General features: G+C 44.4%; 16 protein-coding genes. 7 read left to right on the top strand and 9 right to left on the bottom strand.

The features are described 5' to 3' along the window. Positions 1-128: 128 nt before the first annotated feature. A complete protein-coding gene (locus ACYVGR_RS19300) occupies positions 129-761 on the top strand; it encodes an NAD(P)H-dependent oxidoreductase (RefSeq protein ID WP_460959650.1) in 633 nt (210 codons plus the stop codon). On the opposite strand, the gene ACYVGR_RS19295 is transcribed toward ACYVGR_RS19300, so the two are convergent. The 5 genes from ACYVGR_RS19295 to ACYVGR_RS19275 are packed head-to-tail and all read right to left on the bottom strand — an operon-like array spanning position 708 to position 4833. Beyond that, on the bottom strand, positions 708-1733 hold the full coding sequence (locus ACYVGR_RS19295; protein ID WP_460959648.1) for a zinc-dependent alcohol dehydrogenase family protein: 1026 nt from the start codon (positions 1731-1733) through the stop codon (positions 708-710). The genes ACYVGR_RS19300 and ACYVGR_RS19295 overlap by 54 nt on opposite strands. Before the next feature lie 26 nt (positions 1734-1759). After that, entirely contained in the window at positions 1760-2137 is a 378-nt protein-coding gene (locus ACYVGR_RS19290) for a GerW family sporulation protein (protein ID WP_460959646.1), read from the bottom strand. A gap of 46 nt (positions 2138-2183) precedes the next feature. After that, entirely contained in the window at positions 2184-2621 is a 438-nt protein-coding gene (locus tag ACYVGR_RS19285; RefSeq protein ID WP_460959644.1) for a hypothetical protein, read from the bottom strand. Between the two features lie 52 nt (positions 2622-2673). Further along, entirely contained in the window at positions 2674-3795 is a 1122-nt protein-coding gene (locus tag ACYVGR_RS19280) for a DUF6544 family protein (protein WP_460959642.1), read from the bottom strand. A 48-nt stretch (positions 3796-3843) separates the two neighbouring features. Beyond that, positions 3844-4833 carry a 2-hydroxyacid dehydrogenase gene (locus ACYVGR_RS19275; protein WP_460959640.1) on the bottom strand — a complete coding sequence of 330 codons (990 nt, stop codon included), beginning with the start codon at positions 4831-4833 and terminating at the stop codon, positions 3844-3846. A 229-nt stretch (positions 4834-5062) separates the two neighbouring features. Between ACYVGR_RS19275 and ACYVGR_RS19270 the strand changes: the two genes are divergently transcribed. Continuing rightward, positions 5063-5716, top strand: coding sequence for a BON domain-containing protein (locus ACYVGR_RS19270; protein ID WP_460959638.1), 654 nt, complete (start codon positions 5063-5065; stop codon positions 5714-5716). 308 nt (positions 5717-6024) lie between these two features. Here ACYVGR_RS19270 and ACYVGR_RS19265 read toward each other — a convergent pair whose 3' ends face one another. Further along, a complete protein-coding gene (locus ACYVGR_RS19265; RefSeq protein ID WP_460959636.1) occupies positions 6025-7629 on the bottom strand; it encodes a sensor histidine kinase in 1605 nt (534 codons plus the stop codon). 266 nt (positions 7630-7895) lie between these two features. On the opposite strand from ACYVGR_RS19265, the gene ACYVGR_RS19260 reads away from it, so the two are divergent. From ACYVGR_RS19260 to ACYVGR_RS19250, 3 genes are all read left to right on the top strand, one after another. Next, positions 7896-8210, top strand: a complete 315-nt coding sequence (locus ACYVGR_RS19260) for a thioredoxin domain-containing protein (RefSeq protein WP_460959634.1) — start codon at positions 7896-7898, stop codon at positions 8208-8210. A gap of 378 nt (positions 8211-8588) precedes the next feature. Beyond that, the gene (locus ACYVGR_RS19255) at positions 8589-9146 is read left to right on the top strand and encodes a hypothetical protein (protein WP_460959632.1); all 558 of its coding nucleotides are present in this window, start codon (positions 8589-8591) and stop codon (positions 9144-9146) included. A 188-nt stretch (positions 9147-9334) separates the two neighbouring features. Next, positions 9335-9958 carry a hypothetical protein gene (locus ACYVGR_RS19250; RefSeq protein ID WP_460959630.1) on the top strand — a complete coding sequence of 208 codons (624 nt, stop codon included), beginning with the start codon at positions 9335-9337 and terminating at the stop codon, positions 9956-9958. Positions 9959-10459: 501 nt separating this feature from the next. Here ACYVGR_RS19250 and ACYVGR_RS19245 read toward each other — a convergent pair. The 3 genes from ACYVGR_RS19245 to ACYVGR_RS19235 form a co-directional block, all read right to left on the bottom strand. Further along, positions 10460-11020, bottom strand: coding sequence for a hypothetical protein (locus tag ACYVGR_RS19245; protein WP_460959628.1), 561 nt, complete (start codon positions 11018-11020; stop codon positions 10460-10462). Between the two features lie 139 nt (positions 11021-11159). Continuing rightward, positions 11160-11672, bottom strand: a complete 513-nt coding sequence (locus tag ACYVGR_RS19240) for a general stress protein (protein WP_460959625.1) — start codon at positions 11670-11672, stop codon at positions 11160-11162. A gap of 43 nt (positions 11673-11715) precedes the next feature. Continuing rightward, positions 11716-12180: a hypothetical protein gene (locus tag ACYVGR_RS19235; RefSeq protein WP_460959623.1), complete on the bottom strand. Its 465-nt coding sequence runs from the start codon at positions 12178-12180 to the stop codon at positions 11716-11718. A 479-nt stretch (positions 12181-12659) separates the two neighbouring features. Between ACYVGR_RS19235 and ACYVGR_RS19230 the strand changes: the two genes are divergently transcribed. Then, positions 12660-14276 (top strand): sensor histidine kinase, encoded by a 1617-nt coding sequence (locus tag ACYVGR_RS19230; protein ID WP_460959621.1) that lies wholly within the window; start codon positions 12660-12662, stop codon positions 14274-14276. Continuing rightward, positions 14254-15318 carry a response regulator gene (locus ACYVGR_RS19225; protein ID WP_460959619.1) on the top strand — a complete coding sequence of 355 codons (1065 nt, stop codon included), beginning with the start codon at positions 14254-14256 and terminating at the stop codon, positions 15316-15318. Before ACYVGR_RS19230 ends, ACYVGR_RS19225 begins: the two co-directional genes overlap by 23 nt. Positions 15319-15331: the final 13 nt, after the last annotated feature.

Here is a 15331-nt window from a genome sequence, read left to right as displayed (position 1 = left end):
TCAAATCAATCAGATTTGTGGTCACAAACTACAACCTATCATTACAAGTTTAGAACTACCGGTTTAGTATATACGTTAACTTTAGCTGATCAAGTTTGTGTTAAGTCATTAACGAAACGCTAAACGAAATGAATATATATTTGCTACTGGCGCACCCTGACAAAGACTCGTTTAACGGGCAAATAGCGAATGCTTATTATCACGCTGCGCTCGAAAAAGGGCATAATGTACGCTACCAGAAGCTTGGTGAAATGGCGTTTGATCCGATCCTGCACAAAGGAAATAAAGAGGAAAAACAGCTTGAACCTGATCTGGAAAAGGCCCAGCGAAACATCCTTTGGTGCAACACCTGGGTCATCATTTATCCGGTCTGGTGGGGAAATATTCCAGCTCTATTGAAAGGGTTTATTGATAGAACTCTGTCCCCTGGCTTTGCCTACAAAAAACACGATGATGATCCTTTTTGGGACAAATTGCTCAAAGGTCGAGCCGCAGAACTGATTACGACCAGTGACGCGCCAGGCTGGTGGCTCTGGTGGCAGTACAGGAATAGTGACGTTAATGCACTGAAACGGGCGACGCTTGATTATTGTGGCTTTGATCCCGTCAGCGTGCACCGAATTACACGAGTTCGATTTTTAAATACGACTAAGCGGACATTGAAAATCAAAGAAATTTGCCATCGTATTAAGCGAGCGAACAAAGACTTACATGACCAGCACCTTGGCGCCCCTGGTTTGCCCTTGTTTAATACTCCATAACGCTTCGTTGGCCTGGCTAAGCAGATACGTTTGTATTTCCGATTGAATAGGTATCTGGGCAGCAATGGTAAGAAATTCCTGAACGTCAGTTCGGGTTACATTGGCTACACTGCGGATTTCTTTTTCCTGCCACAGATGATCGGGGTAATTCAGACGTAATAAGTAATCTTTATCCTGGTCTTCCTTCCGGATTGCGTTGATGACCAGCCGTCCCCCTGGTTTTAAGAGACGAAGGGCCTCAACAATTGGCTGCCAGGCAGGTGTTGTATCGATAATCGCATCAAGTTGAAGGCCAGGGTCATCGCCTGGTTTACCCGCCCACACTGCGCCTAGTTCACGGGCAAACTGCTGTTCAATGTCACTTCGCGCAAATACATACACCGCCGAATCTGGAAACTGATGAGCCAGTAACTTCAGCATCAAATGTCCGGATGCACCAAATCCTGTTAGGCCGATACGTTGCCCGTTTTGCAGATTTGTCAGTCGTAATGATCGATACCCAATTGCACCTGCGCATAGCAGGGGAGCTGCCTGTACATCCGTTAAGTTGACTGGAATAGGATACGCAAAGTTCTCGTTAACAACCATGTAATCCGCGTAGCCGCCATTAACATCGCGTCCGGTAGCCTGAAACTGAGTACACAGGTTCTCCCGACCTGACTGACAATACGCGCAGTGACCACAAGCCGAAAATATCCAGGCTACACCCACGCGGTCACCGGGTCGGAACCGGGTTACGTTATCGCCCACTGAGTCAACTATTCCCACGACCTGATGACCGGGCACTACGGGCAATTGTGGCGGAGCCGTTCGACCCTCAAGTTCATCAAGCTCCGTATGACAAACACCACAAACCGTTACCTGTATACATATTTCATTCGATTTGGGAATCGGCAACGGCGATTCGGTCATTGTTAACGGCTTATCACCAGCTTGAAATGGGCCGGTTTGAGTCAAAAGCATCGCGCGCATGGAATGTTCGTATTGATTACTCTATATTACTTTCGGCGATTGACTAGTTTGCTCAACAAGAAGCCAAGCACTACACCCATAGCTACATAGCGGCCTTTACTAAGCGGTAAATATCGCGTATAAGTTGGCGTAATTTCTATAACTCCCTGTGGCTGAAGAATAAATCCACTGCCTAAGCCGCCCCCTTCGCTCTTCCCGTTTTCCGGTTCAGTTTCAGACGTTTTTTCCGATCTGGCGTGGCCCTCGCCGAAACCGCCACCGAATCCAAGCATAACTTTGGCGACGGGGATAATTGTTTTCTGATTGACTACAATCGACTCTCCGTATACTTTTCGAACAGAAGCTTCGTCGGTTAACCGCTCTAACAGCGATTGAACAAGGTGTTGTGTGGCAGGTAAAGTCATTATTGTATTGATTAACAGGATCTATTTAACCCTGACTTTGGATATATTATTCGCACGACCATGTCTCTATAATTTTATCGGGATCTCCCCGATAACTAAACTGTAGTGATGTGGCCGATAGATTTTCGATTCGATGCGGGCCTGGAATCCCATAGATGTTCCAGGAGAAAACGGGAAGAGTGATTGATGTTTCAGTACTGGACCAGTTTCCCAGCGCTAAAGGAGCGGTATCTTGCCCAAGGCACCGGGTACGGTCTGCCTGGAGTTTGCCATCTGAGCCAAAAACTAATCGGTAACAGTCAGGAGCAATTCCGCCAATAAAACTGCCCTGATACGTTTGGTTTACGTTTCTCCAGCCGGTTGAACAATTCGTTAGTAATTGAGAGGTAGATGGTATACGGTGATCCATGCACGACCAGGGTAGGGTTGCCAGCAATCCCAGAAGTAAATTCGCCACCATTTTTAGTTTGGGTAAATTTTTCATAAATAAACAGTTGAGGTTTTAGGAGGTTAGTTGTGAGGAATTTGATGATTCCTTAATAAAGCATCTGCTTATTATAGGCGATGTCGGTAATTTCCCACTGGTAGTAGGTAAAATCACCAGAGGCTAACTGCCACATGACATCACCTTTGACGGGGATAAGTATCCCATTCATTGACTTCCAGACACGGGCGGGGATAAACCAATTCTCTAACTTACTTTGAGCATCGCTGCCCTTATACCGTTTGGCGGCAACACTGATCAGTTTATGCTGGTTATCGAAGGCAAAAATGGCTGAAGCCGTTAGGCCTTCATACGTAATAATGGCAAGGGCATGCGTAGCATCGACGGGTTTCCAGCTGACATAGGGACTAAGGGCTGCGGATGGATACCAGCACATTTCACTTAAATAGCGCAGTAACTCTCCCTGGTCAATTTTTGGGTTAGACTCATTCACGATGGGAACAAAAGAAAGCGCTTTGATCAGCATGTTACCTTTCCCGTTGACGAATTTATCCACGCCCGAAAGGGGCAAAAACGATAACAGTTTCACATCGGCTTTCCAGACAAAGCCTGGCTTATCAACATCGATATACTGCTCGGCTTCAGTGGGCATCCAAGCCCCATCGGGACTGGTACGCATCAACCCATGCTGCCGAAGCCGTACGGTGTGAACTCGCTCTTTTCCCACAACGCCACTAGCCGTCAACCATTTCTGAACGGGCATGGGTAATCCAGTAAGCATCGACGTTGTAATTACGGATCGATCTTCCCAATCCTTGGTCATTATTTGCCTAGCTTCCAGATTGGTATACTGCTCAAATCGATGATGCGTCATCGCTATCCCAATGCCCAGAGCGATAAGAACATTCAACACCGTACCAGCCTTCGCATCTGGCCAGTAAATGATAATAAGTATTTGAGATAAAACCACACTAAACAGGGCAAGCGTCGTCCACCAATTGCTCTCCAACCAAAAGGCGACCGTTGCCATCAGGAAACATAAGCCGACCAGCAGCCACAGACCACCCAGTAGTTTGGATGTTCCAGAAGACAATGTGATCAGCGACTTTCCACTCAATTGAGTACCAAGAGATGATACCCACTGGTTTATAAAACCAAACACATGAATGAAGCCATGAAGAAGAAGTAATGAGGCAAACAGGTGTCGTAGCATAGCGTGGTTAGGTTTAATCACACTTGGCGTTGCCTACCAGACAAAGTGCTAGCACATAGAGGCTTTAGTGACCAGGATTGTCTGCTGGCTATCATAAAAGGTGAACTGATTGAGTAGGTTCCGGGCCATCTGCCGCAGCGCTTCTTCGGTCAAAAACCCCTGATGCGCCGTTAACAAAACGTTTGGGTGTTTTCGCAACCGGTTTAAGAGATCATCCGCAATCGACTTATCTGAATAATCGTAATGAAAATAGAGTAGCTCCCGTTCGTAAACGTCCGCTGCATAACCGGCCAGCTGGCCAGCGTCCAATGCATTCAAGACCGCCTTTGTATCCACAAGTCGTCCTCTTGCTGTATTCACCAGAATGGCGCTAGGTCTGAGAGCGGCCAATGATTGGGCATTTATAACATACTCGGTTAGGGGAGTTAAGGGACAGTGTAGGGAAAGAATATCGGCTTGCGAGAGAATATCAGCTAATATCCGGTATTGAACGCCAGCTTCCATAAGCATTAGATCGGGCCGGATATCGTAAGCCAATACCTTGCAGCCGAAACCCAGCATGATTCGGGCAAACACGCTTCCGATACGACCCGTGCCAATGAGGCCCACCGTTTTTCCGTACAGGTCATTTCCCATAAGACCGTCAATCGTGAAATTACCCTGTCTCACGCGGCAACTGGCTTCGGGCAAATGCCGGATCAGACCCAGTAACAGGGTTACGGCCTGTTCGGCTACAGAGTAAGGTGAATGGCCCGGTGCGTGCAATAGGGTCATGCCTAAGTCGGCCAGCGCTTCCTGATCAACATTATCCAGACCAACACTACGCACACCTACTACCGAAATTTCCTGGTTTTTTAACATTTGTAGAACCGGTCGGCTCAGATCATCCTTAACAAAAGTGCAAACGGCTCTATTCCCTTTGGCTAGTTCTGCAGTTTGTAGGGTTAAAGGCTTTGGAATAAAAGTTATCTGGTGCTTGGAGTTCGATTCAAACCAGGCTTGCTCAAAAGGCAGAGCGCTGAAGAAGGCAATTTTCATGGCAAAAGCAGCTACGTTCGACGTAAACAAAATTGACTTTCCGCCAGCTAATGTTCCATGATCTGGATCAGGGAATATTATGATTTGGGTTGACTGTCAATATGTTTTGCCAGGAAATGCATCAGAGTAAGGACTGTGGATAATCAATAGCGTAGCTGAAGCAGATCATGGTTAGTCGAAAGGTAGGTGCCGAGTTTTGGGCTGTTTTCAAACAAAAAACGAACTAGCTATGAAAACCGATAAGACCCTACAGAATGATGTCATGGAAGAACTACGCTGGGAACCCGTCTTAAACGCCACTGAAATTGGTGTCGCTGTAAAAGATGGCGTGGTTACCCTTTCGGGGGAGGTAGACAATTATATGATGAAAATGGCGGCTGAGCGAGCTACCAAACGTGTTAAGGGAGTTACCGTGGTTGCGCAGGAAATTACGGTAAAGTCGATATTGAGCGGACAGAGCGATGAGCAGATTGGGCAGGCTATTAGCCGTTCTTTTGACTGGCATACTCAGGTGCCCCAGGATTTGGTTCAGGCTAAAGTTCAACATGGCTGGGTGACGCTCGAGGGAGAAGTTGACTGGAACTACCAGCGACAGGCAGCAGAACGCTCCGTCGAAACACTTTCTGGGGTGAAAGGGGTGAGTAACCTGATTCGGGTTAAACCCAAGGTAGTCGCCAAGGATGTAAATGTGAAAATTGTTGATGCCTTGAAACGAAATGCCGTCGTTGAAGCCCAGCAAATAAAGGTTGAAACTAATGGTAACAAAGTCATTTTACGGGGCAAAGTTCATTCCTGGGCCGAGCGAAAAGAAGTAGAAAATGCGGTCTGGGCAGCACCGGGCGTAATGGCTATAGAGGACGACCTAGTTGTGACTACCTACTAATTGCCAGTATCGGTATTGTTCCATTAAAAAGCACTCTACTACTATAGAGTGCTTTTTACTTTACTTACCAGTTTGTCAGGCGTAACTTTTCGGCTTGTAGCATCCGAAGGGTACCTGATGGTAGGCGATGGTAGGATTTCAATCAAGCCATCCTGTTTAAACTCGCTCAATGTGCGGATGAGCGATTCGGTAGTGGTCTGGTATTGATACCATGTCCATTTTAATCCTTTCCTTTTTAAGCCGTTAATACTCTAGAACTTGCCAGTTCCAGCATCTCGGCGGTTGTTTCGCCAATCGCTTCATTGTCTTCAATCAGAAGGATGGTTTTCACGGGGGAAGGAAATCGTTACAGTTGTTCCTTTATTAAGATCGCTTTGCAGGGTAATTGTACCCTGCATAAGTTCCACATACTTGGCTACGATGTGAAGACCTAGGCCAGTTCCTGCTATGTTAGCTGCGTTTTTGGCTCGAAAAAATTGCTCAAATAGATGCTGTTGATCATCAGCCGAAATACCAATACCCTGATCGCTTACTGAAAGCGAAATATAATTCTCGTCATGATGCGTGTAGATCTGGATAGCGGACCCTTCTCCCGAATATTTAATAGCGTTTGAGAGGAGATTAACGACAATCTTACGAAGCAGTGACGGGTCTAACCAGATCGTTTTGGGGCATTGAAGGTCAAGTTTTATTAACTGGTCATTTTTCAGCATACTTTGCAAATCACCAACGACCTCCTCTACCAATTGAGGGAGATTGACCCAAACTGGATTCGCACCAATTTTACCTTCTTCCAGCTTGCCAACGGATAAAAATTCTTCTAGAATTTCATTCAGATGTTTGACTGACGAACGAATACGGTGCAGGTGTTTTTCGCGCTTATCCTGCTGATCGGTATTGGTATATTTCTCAATTAAGGTGGTTGAATTGAGAACCGCGGTCAGCGGAGTTCGAAACTCATGGGATGCCATGGCGACGAAGCGGGATTTTAATTCGCTTAACTCCCGCTCGGTCGCCAGCGACTGGGCTAATTCTTCTTTTGAGGTTTCTAATTGCCGAAATGTATTCAGTAAGGCATGAGTCCGATCTACGACTTTTTGTTCAAGCTCGGCATTGAGTCGTTCGACCTGCTCTTTTTGCTCCATTACTTGCCGCTCTACTTCCTTTTTAAGGGTAATATCGATAATGTAAGCGACGGCATACATCGTATTATCCAGTCGAAAGTAACTTAAACTCACTTCGACCGGAAACAGCGACCCATCCTTACGTTGCGCATACAGATCTCGGTTATGACCCATTGGCCGAGCCTGGGGATATGCCATAAAGGACTGGCGAAGTTTTTCATGGTTCTGCCTTAGGCTTTGTGGAACCAGCTGATAAATGGGTAGATCTATTAATTGATTTTCATCATAACTAAATAACTGTTCAGCCACCTGATTAGCAGACACGATTTTCCCCTGCTTATCACACACAATAATGCCAATGGTAGCCTTGGTAAATACGGCTTCGTAGCGCCGAACGCTATGATCTAACTCCTGTTCGGCGCGGTGTAAGCGATCTAGATTCGTAATTCGAATCAATGCCAGCTGCCCATCGGCAAATGACTCCATTATGAGCCGCCCCCAGAAAGTTTCTCCCGTATACCGAACTATTTCGGTTTCTTCTTCATAATAGCCCGTTTGCAGCAGTTGGGCAATTATCTGAGTACGTTCATCTGGTGAAAGCGGATTTTTTCGAAAAGAGAATTGCGGTTGCTCTATCAATAGTTGCTCAGACGGATAGCCAAGCATGTTTATGCCCGTCTGATTAATCCGAACATAATGATCCTTCTGGAAATCATATACTCCTAAGAAATCGACTCTCTGCTCAAACAGAACATTCAACAGAGCATTGGCATACGGTTCTCTATGCATAGATAAGGAATCGAATTGATTTTAGATAATCGACTTTTAGGATTTACGTTAAAATTAATAGTGTATAAATAAATATCTTAATCGGTATATTGGTTTGATTGTCAATTAGTTGATAAGGGTCAGGTGCAAATAACGAATTGAGCCATTTACGCTCAAAGAACCAAGGTTAGCTAATTATATGACGGAAATCATACCTAAATAGAACAATACTGTCCACCTTCATTTTTATATTTTGAACGTACGTATTGTGAATATTAAATAGGCTAATGCTTAAAGATCACCCAAAAAAGAGTAAGCAAGAGGCATTACTTCCTGTATTACTTTGTTTTATGCCAATTGATGCCCGTCAACACCTATTGGTAAACGATATACTGGAACAGCTTCAGGAAAAACTTACCGGCAGAGTTCAATTGCTTAAGATTGAAGAGATTGTACACCCGGGTGTAGCGCAAAGTTTTGCCGTCACCCAATTGCCTTCTTTTATATTAGTTTGGCAGGGTATTGAGTTATGGCGGCAGGATGGTTTTTCATCGGATAATTTACTTGATTTACTTGAGCAGTACTTACCTAAAACGAGCTAATTGGCTTGACCATCCAGTTGTAGCTCTCAATCCAGATACTACTGGCAAAACCGATCTGTAATCACTGACCATTTGAATGCCACTTAACCGCGAAAACTGCATAAATGACCGAATTGCCGGCATAAATAAAATAGCCGCTAACAGGCAGAACGTTATACCAATGAAAATACAATGCTAAGTCACGAGTTCCTGCACCATCGATGGAACCCTAATTGATTTTTCAGGCTCGGCTAGATATACGTAGTCTTGTACAGATAAGAAGTGGACTATAGTATAGCACTGCGATGGTGCTATATATCAAGCACCTGGCTGAGGTAGATCGTTTCGTCAAGAATCACCTAGCTGCAATTTTAGCGCTGTAAAGCAAAACAACTTCTTATGAAAACGACAAGAATACTTCTGATGCTGCTTGTTGGAACTAACGTATTGGGTCAGCAACCAGCTGTTGTGAAAAATGCCTGGCGAGCGGCCATCTTTTCTCCTGGAATTATGTATGAAACCAGGTTGGCCAACCGCTTCACACTCATTAGCGAGGCTCGCATTACGTCTAACATGCAAACAAAAGATGTGCACGACGCATCGACTGATAAGACTACCTACTATAGCTCGTATTCCATCAATCCGATTCTATCCGTTGGTGTTCGGCACTTTTACAATTTCGATCGTCGGCTTGAGAAAGGGAAGAGCATTCGTTCCAACTCTGGCAATTACCTGAGTGTTCGGACTCGTTACGCCTTACCAGCAGTAGCTAAAGATGAATCAGAACAGGTTCCTATTGGTGATGGGAGTGGTTTTGGGGTTGATGCACTCTGGGGTTTTCAACGAACTTACCGCCGAAATTTCTATCTCAATTTAGCCCTGGGTGCCAGCATATTTTCCGGAAAAGCCACCGGTGCTGCTGATTTTACACTGGGTTACACCTTTCCATCGAACTAGCCAATGCAGATTGGCATACCGAAATGCTATTTAGGGTGCTCATCGAAATGCGTATATAGTCATGCGTTATCAATTAGGTAGCTCTTAAAAACTAATCCTAATTAGCACCTGAAGGCTGACAAACAGAGCAATCAATTACTAGACATTATTCGTATGGCCATTCAAGTTGCCTCTGCATACCATGAACAATGAAAAATATCGGTTTCGTCGTACTTATAATAGCCTTGCCACTAATGGCAAATAGTCTTTATGCCCAGCGTAAACTGTATCAGTACGGTACTGGAAAGTGTGACAGTGCAGGTAACAAAATTGCATTATATGTGGGCTTGACGCATCAGCATCAGAACTTTTTTAAGCAGGCATTTTCGTTTCAGGGCATTGAAGCTGGGATTAGTATAAACCATAAAGTTCTAGTAGGAGTTTATGGAGCCACATTTGCATCAACTTTGGCCGTGAAACGGCTAAACAGTCCATTGTTTGTTTTCACAGACCATTATGGTTTTTTAGTTGGCTTTGACCAGGATAAGCAAAAGCGTTTTCACATCGGCGGATTACTAACAATAGGTTACTTTAACCTTGTAGGCGATGATGCAGATTTTAAACTATTTAAACTGGAAAATCCATTGGTGAAGATTAATGGTTTCGTGTTATCCCCACAAGTTTACGGAGAATTGAGGCTGACAAGTTGGTTGAAATTCAGGCCCGGCATGGGGTACAGTATTTATACCTTCGATGAGCAACCCCAGGTATCAATGGCTGATTTACAGAATATAGCCTTTATGTTCGGCTTCATTTTGGGCAAATTCAACTGAAGACAATGGCTAATGTGTTAACTAAATTTCGCATTGCCGGAATAAACCGAGAGAAAAATCATGCATTGTGAATGGTCAATCTGATTCCTCAATACTGTTTCCAGAAACAACACTAGTGCTTTGGTTAAATAGATTCTAAGGGATTCTATAGATTCTGTTGACGATATTCTATTGATATTCAACAGCTAAGCTGTCATTTAGAATCAAAAGAATCTCTAGAATCTAAATTGGACAAGTACTAGTCTTTATTGGCGTTGCAACACTTGTCGGCCTATTCTAGGGTTTAGTTGCCAAGCGATCCAAGTCTATTTTCTGGACAACAATTGCAGACATCCTGGTTGATTTTTCTGGGCTTGGAGGTCGACTTTATTTTCAGTAAAAGCCTGTTGCTATCCTAAGCTTTATGGAATTTCAAGAAATGCTGTGGATAGAAAAAGGTGACTGATCAGCCACCTTTTTCTATATTACATCTGGTATGTGCCACAGATGCTTTAGGATAATTTATATTCTGAGCAGTTTCGCCTTACGAAGTACCTTGCCATAATCATCCAGAAACACCTTCTCCCGTTTCTTTCCGTTGGCTAGTTCTACCCGGTAAACGATAGAACGTTTTTTGGAAAACGTAAGCCGTTCCTGATCGCCGATAATCCTCCAATTCGGGAACTGTCTTTCAAGGGAGCTGATGACAACGCCCGGAAGCCGGGTCTGATTGATGGTTTCCTTATAACTAATCAGCTTGCCCGTTTTATCATATACGGCCGTATACTTTATGCCGTTACCCGTCATAGTTACCTGATAGTACTCAATTTCCGAATTGTCTCCGTTAGTTTCATCCTGTTCACTGACAGCCCATTCCTGCCCGTATAAGATTACGGGCAGGTAAAAAATGTCTTTCATGATGGCACTCGGAAAATCCTGCTTTAAAGCCGCCATAACTTGTTGAGGTTCTTCTCCCTTTTTAACTTGGGTAATGGTAACGGTTCTGTTAACAAGCGGTTCCTGCGCATAGCTGGCACCGAGCCATAAACAGGCCAGAACCAGGCAAATACTAACTTTTTTCATGGCCAAGATTGTTTGAAGATTTGAAAATCAGGTCCTGAAGCAGTTTGGTTTGACCTCAACTCACTTACATGTCAGGGTCTCATCGTCGACGCTTCAGAACCAGTCTATTAAGTGTACGTGTGGATAGGTTTGCGCCTGATTAGCCCAAATTTTCCACGACTTCTTGTTTTTTCAGGCCTAATACGTGTTTAGCCCTTTCCACTTCGTCGGGTGTGCCATGGGCAATCAGTACAAACTTGCCAGCTTTGATACTGGCCTCATACGTCAACACGCTATTTTTAGGAATACCTAAACCAACTAGTGCAGCTCCGACTGCACTAAGTCCACCTAGTGCAATGGCTCCTTCGAGAGAAGCAACGAGCGAAGCGACAAAGGGGCCAGCGATCAATAAAGGACCAAAACCGGGAATAATGAAAAAGGCAGAGCCAAAGAGCAATCCCCAGAGACCACCCCAAAATGCACCGATGCTACCCCATGTTTTCATGCGATCTCCCGTAGTATAATAGCCAATAACGTTTTCTTCGGTATGATAATCCTGTCCCACAATTGAGAGCTTTTTCATGTCATAACCTGCTTTTTGTAATTCATTAATGGCTTCTTCAGCCTGTTGGTGGTCATTGTAAACCGCAACCGTTGCCTGTTGATTTTCCATGATTATTAAACGTTTGTAGAACTTGGTAAAAAGAAAAAAGCGACTATTGCTTATGCCCTTTACCGGTTTTATGAGCTAGCTGTGGTTGTTCTTCTGCCTTTGAGATTGCTTCATGAATTTTAGTTGCATGCTCTTTTACTTTCGTTTCATTTGGTTTGGTTTTATTGACTTCTTCCTTTAAGGCCTTGTGGTGAACAGAGGCAATCGTCTGCTGCTTTTTGACCTGCTGATGTTCAGGCTTAGCTTTTTCCGATTCAGTTAGTTTACTATCCAGCGTTTTATGCGCTTCCTTGGCTTTGGTCAGATGCTCACCAACTTGTTTGGTGTGTTCTTCCATGTCGGACTTACTGAGGTTAACTCCCTCTTTAAGTGCCTTCGTATGCTCCAGGACTTTGGCATGATGCTGTGAAACGGTCGTCTTGAGTTCTTCTTTCGTTTGGGCAATGGCCGATGAGGTTAACCCAGAAATCGCCAGTAAGCTTAAACAGCTGATTAATAAGATTTTCATAAAATATAAAGTTTAAAATGTTTCCGTTAGCCGCCCAGTAAGCCCTGTTGCCTATGGTTGCTAACTGGCGGTAAAAGTGGGGGGAGAAAAAAAAAATTAAATTGACGGAGAACATCACTCCGGTTGATTTTGACTAGTACATCATAGGGGTAAAATCAGCTCAACTCTTGATGCTAATGCTGACAATCTATACATGTAGATCACTAAGTAGAATGAATATTCTGGAGGACTATTGCCCCAAAGGGCCTCATTTACTACCCTCGTTAAGTGTATTCAGCCGACCCGACCAATAAACCTCTCCGGCTGAACGGAATTAGACTGCAAGAATAACCTATAGCGTTTTTAACCCTGTTAGTCAGACTCTACCCTGATCAGTGTCACATAATGCACTGATCAAAAGCATATTACAAGCTAAGCCCAGTGGCGTACTTTGAACGAGAAACCTATTTGGTAAAGGCCAATAGACTATTTATCTTCGTATGCTTACCGACCTATTTACGTCCAGGTTAACAGAACTGCTGTTTGAGGAAAGTGATGATTTTATCGGTATCTACGACTTGGGCGAAGAACGGTATATTCATGTCAATCAGGCGGGTGTGCGACTATTGGGTTTTTCATCCGAAGAGGCTTTATTGACGGATCCTAACCTTTCTCGGTCGTTAAGGCCTCAACAGCTAGAAGGTGAACACAATCGGTCGTTAATTGACCGTCTTATTCAGGTTGGACATCATGAGGAGCTAACCCAACTACAAAAAAAGGATAGCCAGTCATTTTGGGGCAAAATCAACATTTTTACCTTCTTGGTTCAGGATCGAACCTATGCCCTTATCCGGCTTATTGACCAGGGCCAGTTACATCGAACCGAACGAGACCTGGACAATAGTATTCGTCGGTTTGAGGCTATCTTTTCCAGGGCAACCATCAGTATTATCGTTTGCAATCAGCAAGGATTAATCCTGTCGGCAAACCAATTAACTTATCAACTTAGTGGTTACCAGCCTCACGAGTTGGAGAACCTTTCTATCGATCAACTCATGCCTTCGGTCATGAGTTATTATTACGAAAAACTCCAGCAGTTTGTTACCCCCAATCCTGGGCCACCACCGGTCAATTGTAGCTGTGAACTACAAGGCAAACGCAAAGATGATTCGTTATTTCCAATAGAGTTGAGTTTAAGTCACTTCTATCTGGATGGTGAGCTGTATGTAGCCGCTTTTATAAATGACATTAGCTTTAAAAAGGAGGCCGAGCGGCAACTGCTCGAACAAAAGGTTCAGTTGGAACGACTCAATGCCGAGCTTGAACAAAAAGTTGTGGATCGGACTCATGTCTTGCTAAATACGTTGAAGCAATTGGAAACCTCAAAAGAAGAGCTAGCCCAGTCGCTGGCGACCGAGCGGGAATTAAGCGAATTAAAATCCCGGTTTGTTTCAATGGCTTCTCATGAATTCCGGACTCCGCTGACCGCGGTTCTCAATTCAACCACCTTAATTGAGAAATATACCAATACCGATCAGCAGGATAAGCGCGAAAAACACTTGCACCGTATTCGTTCGTCAGTCAAACATCTGAATGAAATTCTAGAAGAATTTTTATCCGTTGGCAAGCTGGAAGAAGGTAAAATTAAAGCCCATCCTTCACGAGTCGATTTTGCTAAACTGGTGAGTGAAATTCTAGCCGATTTACGAGTTGCTTTAAAACCGGGTCAACTAATACAAACTGACTTGTGTTGCCTGAGTCCAATCTGGCTCGATGGTTCTCTGCTACGTAAAATCATACTTAATCTACTCTCCAACGCGGTTAAGTATTCTGGACCTGGCTCGGTTGTGAACCTCCATGGTAATTGTCTGATGGGACAGTTAACGGTGAGTATTCAGGATCAGGGCATTGGGATATCAACCCAGGATCAGCAACATCTTTTTGAACAATTTTTTCGAGCCCGTAATGTAAATCATATTCCAGGTACAGGATTGGGGCTGCATATTGTGGGTCGCTACGTAGCGCTAATGGGCGGCCAGATCGACTTACAGAGTGAGCTTAACCAAGGAACTACCATCACCTTAAATCTCCCATATGAAAACGATCCTCTTGATTGAAGACGATGAGGCTATACGAGAAACAACAGCCGAAATTCTGGAATTGACTGGCTACCAGGTTGACACCGCCGAAAATGGTAAAATCGGCATCGAAAAGGCACTGGCTCATAAGCCGGATCTGGTCATTTGTGATATTATGATGCCCGTTTTGAATGGATACGGTGTATTACATGTGTTCAACAAAAAACCAGAACTGTCAAGTATACCGTTCATTTTTCTAACGGCTAAAACCGAACGAAATGATTTTCGACGGGGGATGGAACTCGGTGCTGATGATTATATCACTAAACCGTTTGACGAGAGTGAATTACTCAGCGCCATTGAAGGACGCTTAAATCGTTTTCAACACATTGAGGAGGCAAGCCACCTCAAGAAAGATGACAACCTTCATCAGAATGAGTTAGAACAGTTTTTGGCGGATGCTCAGCTGGTAACCAACCTGCAAAGCCTGTCGACTGACCGAAAAGCCCATACTGTTCGTAAAAAACAGTTTATTTATTCGGAAGGGGATGAACCCGTAAGACTCTATTATGTACAATCGGGTAGGGTTAAAACGTTTAAATCAACAACCGATGGCAAAGAGTTGATAATGGGCCTTTACCAGGCGGGTGATTTTTTGGGCTATTTTGCCCTGTTGGAAAATAAAGATTATACGGACTCGGCATTGGCGCTGGAAGATTCCGAGTTAGTATACATTCCCAAAGACGATTTTCGGCAGCTGCTGCTGGCTAATGCGGAGGTGAGCACTCAGTTTATTAAACTACTGGCCGGACAAGTGGCTGATCGGGAGGATTTGTTGATTGGTATGGCCTATAATTCGCTCCGACGCCGGGTAGCCGATACATTGCTCCGATTGCAGGAACAGCAGCCCAGTGGGGTTATTCAACTCCTGCGCGATGATCTGGCGGCCATAATTGGCACCGCCACGGAATCCCTGATTCGTACACTGAGTGAATTTCGCCAGGATGGACTGCTGGAGCTGACTCCTACGGGGGGCATCCGTCTTCTACAACCTGAGAAGATGCGGCTCGCTAACTGGTAAGTAATTACGAGTA

The organism is Spirosoma litoris (assembly GCF_054776755.1).
Note: the sequence above shows the minus strand (reverse complement) of the source record. Positions and strands in the feature narration are given on the sequence as shown.